Annotated in this window: 15 protein-coding genes and 1 tRNA gene; 12 read left to right on the forward strand and 4 right to left on the reverse strand. The window is 65.6% G+C overall.

Translation table 11 applies throughout. The features are described 5' to 3' along the window. The first annotated feature begins 32 nt into the window (after positions 1 to 32). From HLAC_RS05135 to HLAC_RS05150, 4 genes are all read left to right on the forward strand, one after another. On the forward strand, positions 33 to 815 hold the full coding sequence (locus HLAC_RS05135) for a CBS domain-containing protein (RefSeq protein WP_015909783.1): 783 nt from the start codon (positions 33 to 35) through the stop codon (positions 813 to 815). A gap of 67 nt (positions 816 to 882) precedes the next feature. Then, on the forward strand, positions 883 to 1,137 hold the full coding sequence (locus HLAC_RS05140; protein ID WP_049933655.1) for a glycine zipper domain-containing protein: 255 nt from the start codon (positions 883 to 885) through the stop codon (positions 1,135 to 1,137). Between the two features lie 87 nt (positions 1,138 to 1,224). Beyond that, positions 1,225 to 2,088: an NOP5/NOP56 family protein gene (locus HLAC_RS05145; RefSeq protein WP_015909785.1), complete on the forward strand. Its 864-nt coding sequence runs from the start codon at positions 1,225 to 1,227 to the stop codon at positions 2,086 to 2,088. Then, a complete protein-coding gene (locus HLAC_RS05150; RefSeq protein WP_015909786.1) occupies positions 2,085 to 2,723 on the forward strand; it encodes a fibrillarin-like rRNA/tRNA 2'-O-methyltransferase in 639 nt (212 codons plus the stop codon). The genes HLAC_RS05145 and HLAC_RS05150 overlap by 4 nt, the downstream gene beginning before the upstream one ends. A gap of 51 nt (positions 2,724 to 2,774) precedes the next feature. Here HLAC_RS05150 and HLAC_RS05155 read toward each other — a convergent pair whose 3' ends face one another. Then, the gene (locus HLAC_RS05155) at positions 2,775 to 3,083 is read right to left on the reverse strand and encodes a hypothetical protein (protein WP_015909787.1); all 309 of its coding nucleotides are present in this window, start codon (positions 3,081 to 3,083) and stop codon (positions 2,775 to 2,777) included. Positions 3,084 to 3,194: 111 nt separating this feature from the next. On the opposite strand from HLAC_RS05155, the gene HLAC_RS05160 reads away from it, so the two are divergent. The 6 genes from HLAC_RS05160 (at position 3,195) to HLAC_RS05185 (ending at position 8,192) form a co-directional block, all read left to right on the forward strand. After that, on the forward strand, positions 3,195 to 3,896 hold the full coding sequence (locus HLAC_RS05160; protein ID WP_015909788.1) for an endonuclease III domain-containing protein: 702 nt from the start codon (positions 3,195 to 3,197) through the stop codon (positions 3,894 to 3,896). A 43-nt stretch (positions 3,897 to 3,939) separates the two neighbouring features. Continuing rightward, entirely contained in the window at positions 3,940 to 4,512 is a 573-nt protein-coding gene (locus HLAC_RS05165; RefSeq protein WP_015909789.1) for a phosphatase PAP2 family protein, read from the forward strand. Between the two features lie 73 nt (positions 4,513 to 4,585). Further along, a tRNA-Leu gene (locus tag HLAC_RS05170) sits at positions 4,586 to 4,670 on the forward strand. 267 nt (positions 4,671 to 4,937) lie between these two features. Continuing rightward, entirely contained in the window at positions 4,938 to 6,086 is a 1,149-nt protein-coding gene (sfnG, locus tag HLAC_RS05175; RefSeq protein WP_015909790.1) for a dimethylsulfone monooxygenase SfnG, read from the forward strand. After that, positions 6,087 to 6,683, forward strand: a complete 597-nt coding sequence (locus tag HLAC_RS05180; protein WP_015909791.1) for an NADPH-dependent FMN reductase — start codon at positions 6,087 to 6,089, stop codon at positions 6,681 to 6,683. A gap of 147 nt (positions 6,684 to 6,830) precedes the next feature. Further along, the gene (locus HLAC_RS05185) at positions 6,831 to 8,192 is read left to right on the forward strand and encodes an aspartate aminotransferase family protein (protein ID WP_049933287.1); all 1,362 of its coding nucleotides are present in this window, start codon (positions 6,831 to 6,833) and stop codon (positions 8,190 to 8,192) included. 199 nt (positions 8,193 to 8,391) lie between these two features. Here the strand turns inward: HLAC_RS05185 and HLAC_RS05190 are convergent, their stop codons facing one another. Both HLAC_RS05190 and HLAC_RS05195 read right to left on the reverse strand, forming a co-directional pair. Continuing rightward, positions 8,392 to 10,284, reverse strand: a complete 1,893-nt coding sequence (locus tag HLAC_RS05190; RefSeq protein WP_240508846.1) for a multicopper oxidase domain-containing protein — start codon at positions 10,282 to 10,284, stop codon at positions 8,392 to 8,394. 323 nt (positions 10,285 to 10,607) lie between these two features. Further along, positions 10,608 to 12,275: an aldehyde ferredoxin oxidoreductase family protein gene (locus tag HLAC_RS05195; protein ID WP_015909794.1), complete on the reverse strand. Its 1,668-nt coding sequence runs from the start codon at positions 12,273 to 12,275 to the stop codon at positions 10,608 to 10,610. 224 nt (positions 12,276 to 12,499) lie between these two features. Between HLAC_RS05195 and HLAC_RS05200 the strand changes: the two genes are divergently transcribed. Then, positions 12,500 to 13,681 (forward strand): M24 family metallopeptidase, encoded by a 1,182-nt coding sequence (locus HLAC_RS05200; RefSeq protein ID WP_015909795.1) that lies wholly within the window; start codon positions 12,500 to 12,502, stop codon positions 13,679 to 13,681. Positions 13,682 to 13,705: 24 nt separating this feature from the next. Here the strand turns inward: HLAC_RS05200 and HLAC_RS05205 are convergent, their stop codons facing one another. Further along, entirely contained in the window at positions 13,706 to 14,683 is a 978-nt protein-coding gene (locus HLAC_RS05205; protein WP_049933656.1) for a D-2-hydroxyacid dehydrogenase, read from the reverse strand. A 125-nt stretch (positions 14,684 to 14,808) separates the two neighbouring features. Here HLAC_RS05205 and HLAC_RS05210 point away from each other — a divergent pair, with 125 nt between their 5' ends. Continuing rightward, positions 14,809 to 16,131, forward strand: a complete 1,323-nt coding sequence (locus HLAC_RS05210) for an amidohydrolase (RefSeq protein WP_015909797.1) — start codon at positions 14,809 to 14,811, stop codon at positions 16,129 to 16,131. Positions 16,132 to 16,136 lie beyond the last annotated feature (5 nt).

A 16,136-nucleotide genomic window follows, 5' to 3' on the forward strand; every position in this document is an offset into this window, starting at 1 on the left:
CTTTTTTAATCCGCCGGAGCCAACGTCGCACGATGAGCGGGAAACCGACCGTCGGCGAGTACATGACCCGCGATGTCGAGACCGTGAGTCCCGACGAGACGGTGAAGGCAGTTGCGCAGCGGATGGCCGAAAGCAACGGCCACAACGGATTCCCTGTCACGCAGGGCCGGACGGTCGAGGGATTCGTCTCGGCGGCCGATCTCCTGCTTGCCGACGACGAGGCCCCCGTCTTCACCGTGATGTCCAATGATCTCATCGTGGCGCACCCGGACATGAAGGTGACTGACGCCGCGCGCGTTATCCTCCGATCCGGGATCCAGCGGCTCCCGGTCGTCGACGACGCCGACAACCTCGTGGGAATCATTTCGAACACGGACGTGGTCCGCTCGCAGATCGAGCGCGCCACGCCGAGCAAGGTGGGGAAGCTGATGCGCACGCTCGAACAGATCCACGGCGTCAAGCTTCGGGAGGAGCGCCGCGAGGTTCGGCTCACCGACCTCACACCCACGCAGGCCCGCGTCTACGCCGACGAGCTAGAGGGCCGGAAGTACGAGCTAAAGCGCGGGTTGGCGGAGCCGCTCGTCGTCATCGACAACGGCGGCACACTCCACCTCGCCGACGGCCATCACCGCGTGATGGCGGCCCACGAGGCGGGGATCGAAGAGATGGACGCGTACGTGATCATCACCGATCCCCCGGTCGAACTTGGGATGGCCAAAACCGCCAAGAAGGAGGGACTCGACGACATCACCGACATCGAAATCGTCGACTACGCGCGCCATCCCCTCGTCGAGACCACGAAGCGGTTGCAGTGACTCCTTCGTTAGCTTCCGTCCCCACACCGACGACAGATTTTTGAGAGCTCGCAGCGAAGTGATGGGTATGAGATCACGCATCAAGAGCGCGATGTCTCGAGCGAAGTACGCCGCGATCGGCGCCGCGATTGGCGCTGCCGTCGGCGGACTGTTCAGTCGAAACGCGGCGAGCACCGGCGGTGCGCTCGGTGGGCTCGCGGGCGCGACGCTCGCCGACGTGCGAAGCAACCCCGACGGCGTCTTCGCAGAGTTCCGATCCGGATCGGACGACGTGGGTGAGTCCGAGGACGCGGGCGCGACGATCGAACTGGCCGACGAATAATCGCGACGCGGTTCCGTTTTTTGTGAGTCCGTCTTTCCGCCACCGTTTCGGGAACGCCTATACGACCGGAAGCAATACCCACGGGTAATGACCGACACCGACGACAACGCTGGCTGGTTCGCCGGCGACGAGTCGGCGCTCCGCGCTCGGATCGTCGACGGCGAGGCCGACGAGCCGCGCGACTGGCCCGGTCTCGCGGTCGAGTCCGGATTCGCCGACTCGCGTGACGACTACTATGACCGCCTCCACGAGACGTCCGTGGCGGCGACTCGCGAGGCGGTCCGCGAGCGCGAGCGCGCCGACGACCAGCAGCTCGTTCACGCGGTGCGGGCGATGGACGACTGCGAGCGTACCGCCAACGAACTGGCCGAGCGCGCCGCCGAGTGGGCCGGGAGCCTCTTTGACGACGCCGAGCCGGGGATCGAGGGCGCCCGTGCGGTGGCGGACCGCGAGCCGACCGGCGAGCTAGAGCGGCGCGCCGTCTCGCTCGCGGCGCGGGTCGTCGACCTCGCCGCTGAGCGCGACGCGCTCGCCGAGACGATCGACCGGATCGCGCCGGCGGTGGCGCCGAACCTCGCCGAGATGGCCGGGGCCGAGCTCGCGGCGCGGCTGATCGCGCTCGCGGGCGGGCTTGAGCCGCTCGCGAAGAAGCCCTCTGGAACCCTGCAGGTGCTCGGGGCGGAGGACGCGCTGTTTGCGCACCTTTCAGGACGCGCTCCCTCGCCGAAACACGGAATCATCTACACCCACGAGTACGTTCGGAACACGCGACCCGAGGACCGGGGATCGGCTTCGCGGGCACTCGCGGGCAAGCTGACGCTCGCGGCCCGGGTGGACCACTACTCCGGGGAACGTCGCGAGACGCTCCACGAGGAGCTCCGCGAGCGGATGGCGACGATCCGGGCGCGTGCGAAGGACGAGAGCGACGCCGCCGCGGAGGGTGACGCATGAGCGAGCCCAATCTCCCTGCGGGCGTCGAGCGCCGCGAGATCGGCGGAGAGACGCGGCTGGCGACTCGCGGTCCGCCGGTGTACGGCGAGCCGACCGCGGACGGCTGGCGCGCGTGGGATCCCGGCCGCTCGAAGCTCGGCGGAATGTTCGAACTCGGGTTCGAGACGGGGTTGTCCGGCGGCGAGACGGTGTTGTACCTCGGCGCGGCCAGCGGAACGACCGTCAGCCACGTCGCGGACTTCGCGGGGCCGACGTACGCGGTGGAGTTCGCGCCGCGGCCGGCGCGGGACCTCGTTGAGGCGGCTGAGCCCCGCGATAGGCTGTTCCCGCTTTTAAAGGACGCACGGACGCCGAAACGCTACGCGCACGTCGTCGAGAGCGACGTGGACGCGATCGTGCAGGACGTGGCGACGCGCGGGCAAGCGGAGGTCGCCGTACGCAACGCGCGGTTCCTCGCGGACGACGGGCGGCTGCTGCTCGCGATCAAGGCGCGCAGCGAGGACGTGACGGTGGAGCCGGAGACGGTGTTCGAGGGCGCGCTCGACCGGCTTCGGGAGACCTACGAGATTCTGGAGACGCAACGGCTCGACCGGTTCCACGAGGACCACCTCGGCGTCGTGGCGACGCCGAAGTGAGTAGGGCAGCGACGACCCGTGAGGACGGCCGTCGCCCGAAGCGACTCAAACTCACCACGTCGGCGGCGAGAAGCCGGCGTCTTCCAAGATCGGTTTCCAACGCTTCTGGACGGAGAGCCTAGAGACGTCCATCGCGTCGGCGACGGCGGACTGCGACCGCTCTTGGCCGCGGATCAGCGCGGCGGCGTAGAGGCTTCCGGCCGCGGCGACGCGCTTCCCGCGTTCGTCGTCGGGAGCACGTGACAAGAAGAGATCCGTCGCCGTCGACAGCGTCTCCTCGTCGAGGTCGAGCGTCGCGCACGCGTCGTCGAGCCGGTCGATCCACGCGGCGTTGTCGACGCGATCACTCGCTCGGTACATGTCCCGCAGTTGGGCACACCGGTTTAAAAAGGTCGCGCGGAAGAGTGGGTAGGATCGGCCGCGGCACCCCCGGTCGTCGCCCTCAAGTCTGCGCCGCCCGTAGGACCGATAATGTCGACGCACGCGTGGACCGAATCGCGGGTTCGCGACCTCCACGACGACTTAGTGTCGCTGTACGAGCCGGTGGACCGCGTCGCCGAGCACGGGGCCGACCCGACCGCCGAGCCCGGCGAGGGAGTCCGACAGCTCGTGACGACGATCCTGTCGCAGAACGTCGCCGACGCGAACACGAGTCGAGCCACGACGGCGCTGTTCGATCGGTACGACGATTTCGCGGCGATCGAAGCGGCCGACCACGAGGAGCTGAAGGAGACGATCCGCGTGGCGGGGCTCGCCGACCAGAAGGCTGCCCGGATCCAACGCGCGTTGGCCGCGATCCGCGAGGAGACGGGCGGGGCGTACTCGCTGGCGTTCCTCGACGCGATGGCGACCGACGACGCGAAAGAGTGGCTGATGGAGATCAAAGGCGTGGGCCCGAAAACCGCGAGCGTCGTGTTGAACTTCCACTTCGGGAAGCCGACGATGGCGGTCGACACCCACGTCGAGCGCGTCTCGAAGCGGTTCGGGCTGGTCCCCGAGTCGGCGTCGAATCAGGCGGCGCACGACGCGCTCGACAAGCTGGTGCCCGACGAGCTGATCTACCCGCTTCACGTCCTCTTGATCCGGCACGGCCGAGAGCGCTGTTCGGCCCGCGGCGCCGACTGCGACAACCCCGTGTGCGAGCGCTACTGCGACTGCGAGTTCTGCGCGTAAGCACGAGCCCCTATAGTCGTTCGGCCGATACGGGCGGACAATCATGTACGCGCTGATCGGCGAGACCCTGAGCGGCGTCCGGTGGGTCGACCGGCTCGCCGCCGAGTTCGTCGCCGCGATCCGAACGCCGTTCCTGACCGAGATGATGACATCGATGACCGGCCTCGGCTCGGTCACGGCCGGCGTCGTGTTCGTCGGTCTGTTCTACCTCGCCGGCTGGCGCGAGGAGTTCGTCAAGAGCGTCGTCGCGCTCTCGCTTCTCGGAATCGTCGTCTGGGGGCTGATGACGCTCGTCGAGCGCCCGTTCCCGCCGAACCCGGTCTGTCTGACTGAGGGTGACGCCGGGACCACAAGTTCGTTCCCGTCCGGGCACTCGGCCGCCGTGACGGCGTACGCGGGAATCGCGTGGCACTCCGACGAGCTCCCCTTCGCGGTCGCTGCCGGCTTCGCCGGGCTGATCTCCTTCTCGCGGATCTACCTCGGCACCCACTACCTCTCAGACACCATCTTCGGGATCGGACTCGGAATCGCCGCAGTGCTGTTCGCTGAGTGGTTCCTTGGCCGGGTCAGCGAGGAGGCGATCATCGATCGGCTGCCGTTCGATGCCGACATCTGAGGATCGCTGGCAGGTGCGGTCACCGGATCGGTAACGACAACTATTTTTGGGCCACTCGGGTACCATAGGTCGCGCGCGGGTTGCCGAGCCAGGCCAAAGGCGTAGCGCTTAGGACGCTATGGTGTAGACCTCCGCAGGTTCGAATCCTGTCCCGCGCATACTGCCTCGAACGAACGTGAGAGGCATGTATGCGCGCAGGATTCGAAGCAGGGAACGGAGCGAAGCGGAGTGACTGAGGTTCGAATCCTGTCCCGCGCATATATCTCCTCGCGAGTCACCGTCGCCGGCCAGCGAGTGCGACCACCGCGACCCCAGCAACAATCACCGCTAACGAGATTCCCGCACAAACACCACCGCTATCGGGGAACCCCGACAGAGTTGGCCGTGGAAGACCTGATTAAGGCGATACGGGCAGATGGGCGGGTATGGACACCGAATTCGCGTACTGGGTGCCGAACGTCAGCGGCGGGCTGGTCGTCTCCGACTGGGAGACGGAGACGGACTGGACGTACGACTACAACCTCGACCTCGCCCGCACGGCGGAGTCGGTCGGGTTCGACTACGCGCTGGCACAGGCGCGCTTCTTCGGCAGCTACGGGGCGGACAAACAGCTAGAGGCGCTGTCGATCGCCAACGCGCTCGCCGCACAGACCGACGAGCTACACGTGATCGGCGCGGTCCACCCCGGGCTGTGGGAGCCCGGCCCGCTGGCGAACTTCATCGCCACGTCCGACCGCATCAGCAACGGACGGTTCTCGATCAACATCGTCTCCGGCTGGTTTAAAGGGGAGTTCACCGGATTCGGCCAGCCGTGGCTCGAACACGACGAGCGGTACGCCCGCTCGTCGGAGTTCATCGAGGTGCTGAAAGCGCTGTGGACTGAGGAGCGCGCGACCTACGACGGCCGGTTCTACACGATCGGGAAGGACATCGAGGGGTTCGAGGGCGCGCCGCTGGAGCCCAAACCGGTGCAGGATCCGTACCCACAGGTGTTCCAAGGCGGGAACTCGCAGGCGGCTCGGGAGATGGCCGCGAAACACTCGGATGTGCTCTTCATCAACGGCGGGAGCCTCCAAGAGATCCGCGCCGTCATCGACGACGTCGAGGAGTACGCCGAGGAGTTCGGCACGGAGCCGCCGCGGTTCGCCGCGAACGCGTTCGTCATCCAGCGCGACACCGAGTCGGAGGCCAAGGAGGTCCTGGAGGGGATCATCGAGAACGCCACCGACGAGGCGGTCGACGCGTTCAAAGACCAGGTGAAGGAGGCCGGCCAGTCGTCGGGCGAGGGCGAGGGGATGTGGGCCGACTCCGACTTCGAGGACCTCGTGCAATACAACGACGGCTTCAAGACCGGACTCATCGGGACCGACGACCAGATCGTCGAGCGGATCCGGAAGCTGGATGCGATCGGCGTCGACATCGTCCTCGCGGGCTTCCTCGACTTCGAGGCGGAGCTCGAACGCTTCGGTGAGACGATCATCCCGGCGATCGACGAGGCCGACTCCCTCGACCCCGACGAGGTCGACGCGGTCGACGAGATCGAGGAAGTCGGCGGCGCGAAGGTGGCCCGATAGATGACGGACCGGACGCTCCTCGGGATCGTCGGCAGCGTCTCCGCCGACTCCCGGACGCGGACCGCGGTCGAGGTCGCGCTGGACGCGGCGGCCGACCGGCACGACGTCGAGACGGAGGTGCTCCACCTCGCCGACTACGACCTCGCGACCGCTGACGGTCGCGGCATCGACAACTACGAGGGCGACACCGCCGAGGCGCTCGAACTGGTCGTCGAGGCGGACGCCTATGTCGTCGGCACGCCGGTGTACCGCGGCTCGTACTCGGGCGCGCTCAAGAACCTCCTCGACATGGTTCCGCGAGGCCAGTGGCAGGGCGACGTCGCTCCCTTCGAGAACGCGGCGGTCGGGCTCGTCGCGACCGGCGCGACGGACCACCACTTCCTCGCGGTCGATCAGGAACTCCGTCCAGTGTTCGCGTTCTTCGGCGCGCACACGGTCGGGGGCGCGACGTACGCGAGCGGAGACGACTTCGAAGATGGCGAACTCGTCGACGAGGAGATCCGCGAGCGTCTCGCGACGCTCGGCGAAGCAACCGTCGAACTGTCGGCGGCGATCGACAATTCGGAGGCGCTCGGGTCGCTGGGTCCAGCGATTTAAACACACATCGAGTCGCTGGCGCAACTGAGCGTCGTCTGGGCTGTTGTCCCAGCCTCGATTCGGGCTGGCCGAAAACGGATTCCGTATACACTGTCATGGATTGCTGGTTGCACCAATCATATGTGGGCGTATTGTGTCGATTGGGCTATGGCTGGACCGCCGATCCACGACTTGCACTTCGCAGAGGAGCCAAGCGTCGACCAAGTCCCCGGTCCGAACTCGCGGCGCCTCCTCGATAGACAGGAGGCGATCGACAGCAGCGCGGTCGCGTACCCGAACGACATCCCGCTCGCGTTCGAGGAGGGGAGCGGTGCGACCCTGAAAGACGCGGACGGCAACGTGTTCCTCGACTTCTTCGCCGGTATCGGCGTGTACAACGTCGGCCACGCGAACCCCTACGTCAACAAGGGCGTCCACGCGCAGATCGACAAGCTCACCCACACCGTCGACTTCCCGACGGAACCGCGCCTCGATCTCATCGACAAGCTCGACGAGATCGCTCCCGGAAGCCTCGCCGGCAACAGCCGCTTCGTCTTCGGCGGTCCCACCGGCAGCGACGCGGTCGAGGCGTCGATCAAGCTCGCGAAGTACAACACGGGGGGTAACGGGCTGCTCGCGTTCCGGAACTCCTACCACGGGGCGACGACGGGCGCGATGAGTATCACGTCGAACAAGAAGTTCAAGAAGCCGTACGCGCCGCTGTTGCCCGACGTGGTGCACGCGCCGTTCCCGTACCCGTTCCGAGAGGATCGCAGCCCCGAGGAGTCGGTCGATCGCGCGCTGGAGGAGGTCCGGGCGATCGTCGAGGAGCCGTACGGCGGCCTCACGGACCCGGCCGGCATCTTCGTCGAGCCGATACAGGGCGAGGGCGGCGTCGTCGTTCCGCCGGAGGGGTTCCTCTCGGGGCTGCGTGAGATCGCCGACGAGAACGACCTCCCGCTGGTGTTCGACGAGATTCAGGTCGGGATGGGACGCACCGGCGAGTGGTGGGCGTCCGAACACTACGACGTGACGCCGGACGTGATGACGACCGCGAAGGCGCTCGGCGGCAACGGCCAGCCGCTGTCGGGAACGATGTACCACGAGGACCTCGACACGTGGGGGCCCGGAGACCACGCGGGCACCTACCGGGGACACGTCCCCGCGATGGTCGGCGGGCTGCGCGCGATCGAGTACATCCAGTCGCACGATCTGCTCGACCACGCGACGGAGGTCGGCGCGTGGATCCGCGACCGCCTCCGCGACGCGGGCGAGGGCGATCCGGGACTCGGCCAGGTCCGCGGGAAGGGACTCTTCGTCGGCGCCGAGTTCGTCGACGCGAACGGCGACCCTGACGACGACCGCGTCGAGGCGATCCAGCAGTACTGCTACGAGCACGGCGTCCTCGTCTGGACGGCGGGCCAGTACGGCAACGTCGTGCGGCTGCTGCCGCCGCTCGTCCTGACGCAGCGGCAGGCGGAGGTCGGGACCGAGATCATCGCGGACGCGATCGCGGCGACCGCCGAGTAGCGGCGTGCGGCGCTGTTGAACCCTCCGTATCTGAGATCTCTGTTTCGCTCGCGGTCAGTGTAGATGAGTCGTGTGCCGATGTAGACTACGATTTTCCTGACGTCTGTCAAGAATGCCGTGCGAGATACAGAGGGTGAATTCAGCAACCAACTCTTCGATTGCCTATCTTGTCCTTGCATCTTTAGACGGGGAGCAGGTGTTACGAGGAGTTCCCCTGGATCACCTCGTACGGGCGCATCATTTCCTGATCCTCGTGTTCGAGGATGTGACAGTGCCAGACATACCGTCCGGAGAATTCGCCGAACCGGCTGATGATTCGGACGGTTTCTCCGCCATAAACGTTGACCGTGTCCTTGTTACCGCGCTCTGTCGGTTCTGGCGGTTCTGTGCCGTCGGGGCCACGTCCGATTACCTGGAAGTCGACTAGGTGAAGGTGGATTGGGTGAGAGTCCGGTGTGTTGTTCGTAATCTCCCAGACTTCCGTCGTCCCTATCTGGGGTTTGGTCAACACAGGATCGTTCCAATGTTCGCCACCCGCACGACCTCCCTCCTCGCCGAGGAGGTGGGTATCCAGCCCGTTGAGTGTCGTCGTCTCCAAACTCATCTGCCGTGTTGTCTTCGTCGCCTCTTCGCGGAAGGTCTCTGGCCCGGGCAATTTGAGTGTCGTCGGATCCACGACCGGTGTCTCCGGATCCGTGTCAGCCACCCTGAACTGCGCCAACTCAGGGAGTCCGCCACCATCGTTGTTATCTGCATCTGGACTCACGAACGGGAAGCCCGCATCGTTTTTTACGGTGAGCGTATCGCCGGCGTACTCTGAGAAGTCGACGATGACGTCCGCCCGTTCGGCCGGCCCGAGAAGCAGGGAGGTGGTATCCTGTCCCGATCCGATCGGCACGACGTCTTGAAGGAAGCCGAGGTCGGTTCCGATCTGGTAGATGGTCGGCACCTCGCCGTCGTTTTCGTTCTCCAGACTGATATCGAAGAACCGTCCGTTCGACCCGTTGAGGAGCCTAAACCGGTACTGTCGCGGTTGGACCACGAATGTGGGCCAAGCCTTGCCATTGACAACCGAAACGTCACCGGCGAACTCGGGCGCGAACTCGGCCGGATATTTGTATCGACCGTTCTCGTGGAACATGCGGTCCTGAAAGAGGAGAGGGATCTCCTGATCGCCGCTCGGGAGTCCGAGGCGACGGTCTGACCGGCCCCGAATCAGGTAGAAGCCGGCGAGGCCGGCATAGACGTTGAGCCGCGTAATCCCGAGGGCGTGGTCGTGGTACCATAGCGTCGCGGGCGACTGCCGGTTAGGGTAATCGTAGACGGCCTTTTGGAACTGCGGACCTTCTATCCCTCCCGGTGATTGCCACTGTTCGGGCAGGCCATCGCTCGCGGACTCGACGTGCACGCCGTGGGCATGAGTCACCGTCCTGACTTCCGGGAATGCGAAGGTTCCGCCGAACGCTTCGAACTGGCTTACCCAGTCTGGATATCGGTCCTCGTAGTCTTCGGGTTTCGTCCCGTGAACAGCCGTGTCCACACTATCGGTGAGGAGATGCGTTTCGGGGAGTGGATCGTTTGAGAACTCGACTTTCAAACGCTGGTTCTGAGTGGCTTCGATCGTCTTCCCCGGATACTTCCCTTCGTCGTCGTTCGGGCCCTTGTACCCCCAGATCGGCGTGTCTGGTATGTCGGGGTGGTGCTCGTGCGTCCCCGGTGCCATCTCGATGTGGTAGTAGGGTGCACCCTTTCGACTGCCGGTGGACTCCATGACCGCTGGCTTCGCATTTCCGATCTGGATCTCCTGCCAGCCGGCATTGAGGATTGAATCCGGTGACGTAAGTTCTTCCACTTGAGCAGTCACCGAGGTCGCCGAGAGCGGAATGACTGACGCGGCTCCGAGGCCTCCACCAGTCTTCAATACCGATCGTCGACTCAGTCGTTTACGATTCTCCGTGTCGTGATCTGTTGTCTCGTTATTCGAAGTCATCGAATCGCCGGAAGTGAGTTGTCCCGACAGAGTTGCATCATTTACCAACGAAATTGTTATACAGACATTATTGGATGTCGAGAATTTGGTAAATGGGTCCATCTAATCTCACCCGGGTAGGCCCCTTTAGCGTTGAGTCACAGGCCATCTCGCTGACTCTACTCCGGAGAATCGTGTGAGAAGATTACGACAGTCTCAGATCGAGTTCTCTTGTGCATAATATGCGCGTTGTATCTTGCACAGCTAACGGAACATCTCCGTGAATTGGTAGAACCTCCGGTGGTCAATAAGAACCTCCGGTGGTCAATAAGAACTTCCGGTGGTCAATACGTAACCGTCGGCGACTGGCTGTTTCATGCTGCAGGATGTCTGAAAGAGAGGAGTTCAACAGCGCCCGGCGTGCCGGATTCGACAGAGAGCGAGCCCTACGCCGGCAGCGCCGATTCGGGCACCGTACCGTCGTCGTTCCACCCGCGAAGCTCGTAGTACGAGTCGATGGCGTCGTCGAGCCCGGGCAGTTCGTCCTCGTACGGGAGCCGGTCGTCGTCGCCGTCGATCCCGCGCCGGTTGTTGAAGTGACGCTCTAGCGTCACCGTCCGGGCGCCCGCCGCGAGCAGCTCCTCGAAGTCGGCGTCGAAGAGCAGTTCGTAGCGCTCGGGCGTCATGAAGTCCCGCGAGAACTTGCAGACGACGCCGCTGTCGTTGAGCGCCATCAGGTTCTCGCGTTCCACGAGGCGATCGGCCTTCCCCTCGAACCCGGCGGGCTCCATGGCCTCCGCTTCCTCGACGAGCGGGTATTCCACCGAGTAGAACGTCGCGTACATGTGGTCGGCGCCGCGGTTCGCGACCGCGTACGAGAGCGCTTGGCCGTGGAGGAGTCGCCCCTCGTGGGCCGCGAAGTCCATGTTCTTCACCGACCAGTTCCCCACGCCGAGGTCCTCGTGGATCCGACCGATCCCCTCCGCGAGCGTATCGCCCACGCCGTCGCGCTGGGCGATCTTGTCGACGAGATCCCAGATGAGTTCGCGGTTGCCGAACTCGTCTTCGGCGGCGAGGTACGCCGCGATCGTGTTGCCCGCGGAGATCGCGTCCAGCCCGTACTCGTCGCACAGGCGGTTCGACTCCATCACGTCGACGATGTCGTCGACCCCCGAATTCGAGCCGAACGCCATCGCCACCTCGAACTCGGGGCCCTCGGTCTCGACGCCGCGCGCCTCGTCCCGGGTCGGGAGCTTGCAGGCGAACGCACACGCCGAGCAGGTTCCCTTCTTGTACTTCTTCTCCGCGACGGCGGCGCCGTTGATCCCCTCGACGCCCGCGAAGGAGCGCTCGGAGAAGTAGTACGACGGCAACCCGTCCATCTCGTTTGCGAGGTCCATCACCGCCACCGTCCCCTGCTCTTTCATGATGTGGTCCTCGGTGGCGGCCTCGCGGTGGATCTCGTTGGCGGTCGCCGAAATCTCGAGCCCGGGTGCCGAGTCACCGCCGAACGTGACGGCCTTGACGTTCTTCGCTCCGAGGACGGCGCCCAGCCCGCCGCGACCGAACGCGCGCTCCTCGGTCGTCATGATCGACGCGAATCGGACTTCGTTCTCGCCCGCCGGCCCGATCACCGCTGTCCGGTCGCTGGAGATGTCGCGTTCGTCCTCCAAATAGCCGGTCGTCTCCGAGACGGTCGCTCCCGCGAGGTCCGGTACGGCTTCGAACTCGACACCGTCGTCGCGCACGTGGACGATGACCAAGTCGTCGCTTGCACCCGCAAGCTCGATCGCTCCGTACCCCGTCGCCGCGAGGTGGCGCGACACGAAGCCGCCGGCGTTCGATGACAGGAGCCCGTCCGTCAGCGGCGAGAGCGCGGTGCAGTTCGTCCGCCCTGTAAAACTCATCTGGGACGCCTGCATCGGTCCGGTGGTGAACACGGCGCGGTTCTCGGGGCCGAGCGGATCCGCATCGAACGGGACTCGCTCGTGCGCGAGCCGCGTCGCCACGCCCCGTCCGCCGATGTATCGCTCCTGAACCTCCGTGATATCGGTCTCTACCGTCGTCCGCTCCCCGACGTCGATCGACAGCAGCGGTCCGGTACTGTGTAGCATGTCCGGTGATCCGTGGAGGCGGTACAAAAAACCGAGCCAACCCGCCCGAATTGAGGGTTTCAAGCCCTGGTAATGCGTTCTACGCCGTATCATTTGTTCCAGAGCGGAGCGCTACCGTGTGAATTTGGCGAATCCGAGGAGCATATCGTACACAATATCTGTGGTCAATGTACACGGTGAATTTATACTGGTGGTAGATAATTTCTCCGTAGACGCCTGTTATCATGCCACGAGAACACATCTTCGACGAGGCCGAGTACGAGCGGCGGGTGGCTCGGACGAAAGAGCGGTTGCGCGAGCAGAACCTCGACGCGATCGTGGTCGCCGATCCGGCGAACATGAACTACCTGACCGGCTACGACGGCTGGTCTTTCTACGTCCATCAGGCGGTCGTGGTCACGCCCGATCGCGACGAGCCGATATGGATCGGTCGCGACATGGACGGCGACGGCGCGCGGGCGACGACGCACCTCTCCGACGACAGCATCCGCGCGTACAGCGACGACCACGTTCACTCACCGCACGACCTCCACCCGATGGACTACGTCGCCGGCGTTCTCGAAGAGTTAGATGTCGCGGACGGCCGGATCGGATTGGAGATGGACGCCGCCTACTTCACCGCGAAGTCGTACATGCGACTCCAGCAGAACCTCCCGGACGCCGAGTTCGAGGACGCGACGCTGCTCGTCGGCTGGATCCGTGTCAAGAAGTCGGACCAAGAGCTGGAGTACATGGAGCAGGCCGCGCGGATCTCCGAGAACGCGATGCGTGCCGGCCTCGACGCCATTGAGGAAGGAGTCCCGGAGTACGAGGTCGCCGCTGCGATCTACGAGCAGTTGATCGAGGGGACAGAGGAGTACGGCGGCGACTACCCCGCGATCGTCCCGCTAATGCCGTCGGGCGATCACACCGGGACGCCACACCTCACGTGGACGGATCGACCGTTCGAGGAGGGCGACCCGGTCATCATCGAACTCTCCGGCTGTCGGCACCGCTACCACTCGCCGCTGGCCCGAACGACCTTCGTCGGCGACCCGCCGGCCGAGCTGCAGGAGACCGCGGACATCGTCGTCGAGGGGTTGGAGGCGGCGCTCGACGCCGCGGAGCCCGGCGTCAAATGCGAGAGCGTCGAGAAGGCGTGGCGGACCACCATCGAGCAGTACGGGCTCGAAAAGGAGGATCGCATCGGGTACTCGATGGGGCTCGGCTACCCGCCGGACTGGGGCGAGCACACCGCGAGCATCCGGCCGGGCGACGAGACCGTCCTCGAAGAGGACATGACGTTCCACATGATCCCGGGCATCTGGACCGACGAAATCGGCATGGAGATCAGCGAGACGTTCCACGTCACGTCTACCGGGGCGGAGACGCTGGCCGAGTTCCCTCGCGAGCTGTTCACGGCCTGAGCGGGGTTCCGACGGTTACCGCCGTCACTCGGGCGTGACGACCGCGTTTTCTAACTCGTCACCCGCGTCGAGCGCCGCGACGTTGGTCGCGACGATGTCGGCCAGCCGGTCCCAGTGTTTGGGGGTATGGCCGCCCGTGTGCGGGGTGATGAGGCAGTTTTCTACGTCCCAGAGCACGTGGTCCGACGGGAGCGGCTCGGGGTCGGTCACGTCGAGCGCGGCCCCGCGGATGCCCTCGGTCTGGAGAGCCGAGACGAGGGCGTCGGTGTCGACGAGCCCGCCGCGAGCCGCGTTCACGACGACCGCGTTCGGCGGGAGCGTCGCCAACTCGGCCTCGCCGACCATCCCGCGAGTCAGATCGGTAAGCGGACACGCGAGCACGACGTAGTCGCTCCGGGCGAACGCGTCGTGGACGTCGCCGTCGTCGAAGCTCAGCACTTCGTCGGTGGGGCCGCCCTTCTCAGGGGTGTACCGGATCCCGATCGTCGCTACCTCGAACCCCGCGAGCCGTTGGACGACCGCCTGTCCGATCGATCCGAGCCCCACGACGGTGACCGTGCTGTCGGTGAACTCGTGCGACTGGAAATGTCGCCATTCGCTGTTCGACTTCCGACGCCATCCCTCGTGGAGATTGCGTGCGAACACGAGCATGTTGGCGATCGACTGCTCGGCGATGCCCGGAGCGTGGATACCGCCCGCGTTCGTCACGGTGACGCCGTGGTCCCGCAGCGCGTCGGTCGGGACATGGTCAGTGCCGGCGAAGGTGCACGCGAACAACTCCAGTCGGTCGGCGCGATCGAGGAGGTCGGCGTCGAGCGTGATCCCGGTCACCACGCGGGCCTTCGGTACGAGTTCGCGCTCCTCGGCGGGCGTCCGAGCGAGCGCGACCGTCTGGTCCGGGAGTCGCTCGCGGAGCGCGTCCGCGTACGACGCCATCGACAGGCCTTCCGTTCCCTCCCGCAGCACGACGATATCGGGATCAGCGGTCTGGTGTGAGCTCATGAGCTGTGGGCGCGTCGAGACGACGCGTTGGCGGATCATTATGAGGCCCTCTCTTAGCCTTTTGTGTATCTCGCGTACACGACAATCGTGTACCATTAAGGCAGTCGAGCGAGAGGGTGTCTCGCATGAACGAACCGATCCGGGATCGGCTCGCCAGCGTTCGCAGACGATTCCACCGTCATCCGGAGCCAGCGTGGCGTGAGTTCCTCACGACGGCGACCCTCGTCGATGAGATTCGGTCGATCGGCGTCGACGAGCTCGCGATCGGGCCGGACGCGTACGACCCGGGCGACCGCATGGCAATTCCCGACGGAGACCTGGATCCGTGGATCGAGCGCGCCCGGGACCGCGGGGCGGACGACGCGCTGCTCGACCGCATGACTGGCGGGAACACCGGGGCCGTCGCCGTGCTCGACCGCGGCGAGGGGCCCGCGATCGGGCTTCGCGTCGACATCGACGGGCTGTTCATCGAAGAGTCAACCGACCCCGACCACGACCCCGTCGACGAGGGATTTCGCTCCGAGATCGAGGGGACGATGCACGCCTGCGGCCACGACGTTCACATGACGTGGGGGCTCGCGGTACTCGAAGCGATCGCCGACAGCGACTTCGCCGGGCGCTTGGTCGTGTTCTTCCAGCCGGCCGAGGAGACCGGCGGCGGCGGTCATCCGATGGCCGAGAGCGCGTACGCGGACGATCTCGACTACCTATTGGCAGTTCACGTCGGACTCGATCACCCGATCGGCGAGGTGGTGGCGGGGATCGAGAAGCCGCTAGCGATGGCGCACCTAGACGCGACGATCGAGGGGACCTCGGCACACGCGGGGAAGGCACCGAACGAGGGCGACAACGCGATGCAGGCGATGGGAACGGCGATCGTGAACGCCTACGGGATCTCTCGACACGCTGAGGGTATGACACGGGTGAACGTCGGCCGGGCCGAGGCCGGCACCGCGAGCAACGTCATCGCCGAGCGCGCACAGATGGAGGCCGAGGCACGCGGCGAGACGACCGCGCTGATGGAGTTCATGAAGAGCCGGTTCGAGCGCACCGTGCGCGGCGCCGCGACGATGCACGGCTGTCGCGCGAGCGTCGACGTGGTGAGCGAGTCGCCGCGCGCGGACAGCGACCCGGAGCTACAGGCGCTGGTGACCGAGGTCGCCGAGGGCGTCGACGGGATCGACACCGTACTCCCGGCGGCGGACTTCGGCGCGAGCGAGGACGCGACGTTCCTCATGAAACGGGTCCAGGAAGAGGGCGGGCTGGCGACGTACCTCATCGTCGGCACCGACCACCCGACGAGTCACCACACCCCGACGTTCGACGTGGACGAGCGGAGCATCCGGCACGGCGTGGACGTGCTCGTCGGCGCGATCCGCGACCTCGAACAGCGACATCCCGTCCCGCAAGTCGAGGACGAGGCGGCGATCCGGTCTGAACAGGACTGACCCTC

Source organism: Halorubrum lacusprofundi ATCC 49239, assembly GCF_000022205.1.
In the GTDB taxonomy this organism is placed as follows: domain Archaea; phylum Halobacteriota; class Halobacteria; order Halobacteriales; family Haloferacaceae; genus Halorubrum; species Halorubrum lacusprofundi.

Coding starts and splice junctions, on each gene's coding strand:
- HLAC_RS05135 (WP_015909783.1), top strand. CDS start 33: ATGAGCGGGAAACCGACCGTCGGCGAGTACATGACCCGCGATGTCGAG.
- HLAC_RS05140 (WP_049933655.1), top strand. CDS start 883: ATGAGATCACGCATCAAGAGCGCGATGTCTCGAGCGAAGTACGCCGCG.
- HLAC_RS05145 (WP_015909785.1), top strand. CDS start 1,225: ATGACCGACACCGACGACAACGCTGGCTGGTTCGCCGGCGACGAGTCG.
- HLAC_RS05150 (WP_015909786.1), top strand. CDS start 2,085: ATGAGCGAGCCCAATCTCCCTGCGGGCGTCGAGCGCCGCGAGATCGGC.
- HLAC_RS05155 (WP_015909787.1), bottom strand. CDS start 3,083: ATGTACCGAGCGAGTGATCGCGTCGACAACGCCGCGTGGATCGACCGG.
- HLAC_RS05160 (WP_015909788.1), top strand. CDS start 3,195: ATGTCGACGCACGCGTGGACCGAATCGCGGGTTCGCGACCTCCACGAC.
- HLAC_RS05165 (WP_015909789.1), top strand. CDS start 3,940: ATGTACGCGCTGATCGGCGAGACCCTGAGCGGCGTCCGGTGGGTCGAC.
- sfnG (WP_015909790.1), top strand. CDS start 4,938: ATGGACACCGAATTCGCGTACTGGGTGCCGAACGTCAGCGGCGGGCTG.
- HLAC_RS05180 (WP_015909791.1), top strand. CDS start 6,087: ATGACGGACCGGACGCTCCTCGGGATCGTCGGCAGCGTCTCCGCCGAC.
- HLAC_RS05185 (WP_049933287.1), top strand. CDS start 6,831: ATGGCTGGACCGCCGATCCACGACTTGCACTTCGCAGAGGAGCCAAGC.
- HLAC_RS05190 (WP_240508846.1), bottom strand. CDS start 10,284: ATGGACCCATTTACCAAATTCTCGACATCCAATAATGTCTGTATAACA.
- HLAC_RS05195 (WP_015909794.1), bottom strand. CDS start 12,275: ATGCTACACAGTACCGGACCGCTGCTGTCGATCGACGTCGGGGAGCGG.
- HLAC_RS05200 (WP_015909795.1), top strand. CDS start 12,500: ATGCCACGAGAACACATCTTCGACGAGGCCGAGTACGAGCGGCGGGTG.
- HLAC_RS05205 (WP_049933656.1), bottom strand. CDS start 14,683: ATGAGCTCACACCAGACCGCTGATCCCGATATCGTCGTGCTGCGGGAG.
- HLAC_RS05210 (WP_015909797.1), top strand. CDS start 14,809: ATGAACGAACCGATCCGGGATCGGCTCGCCAGCGTTCGCAGACGATTC.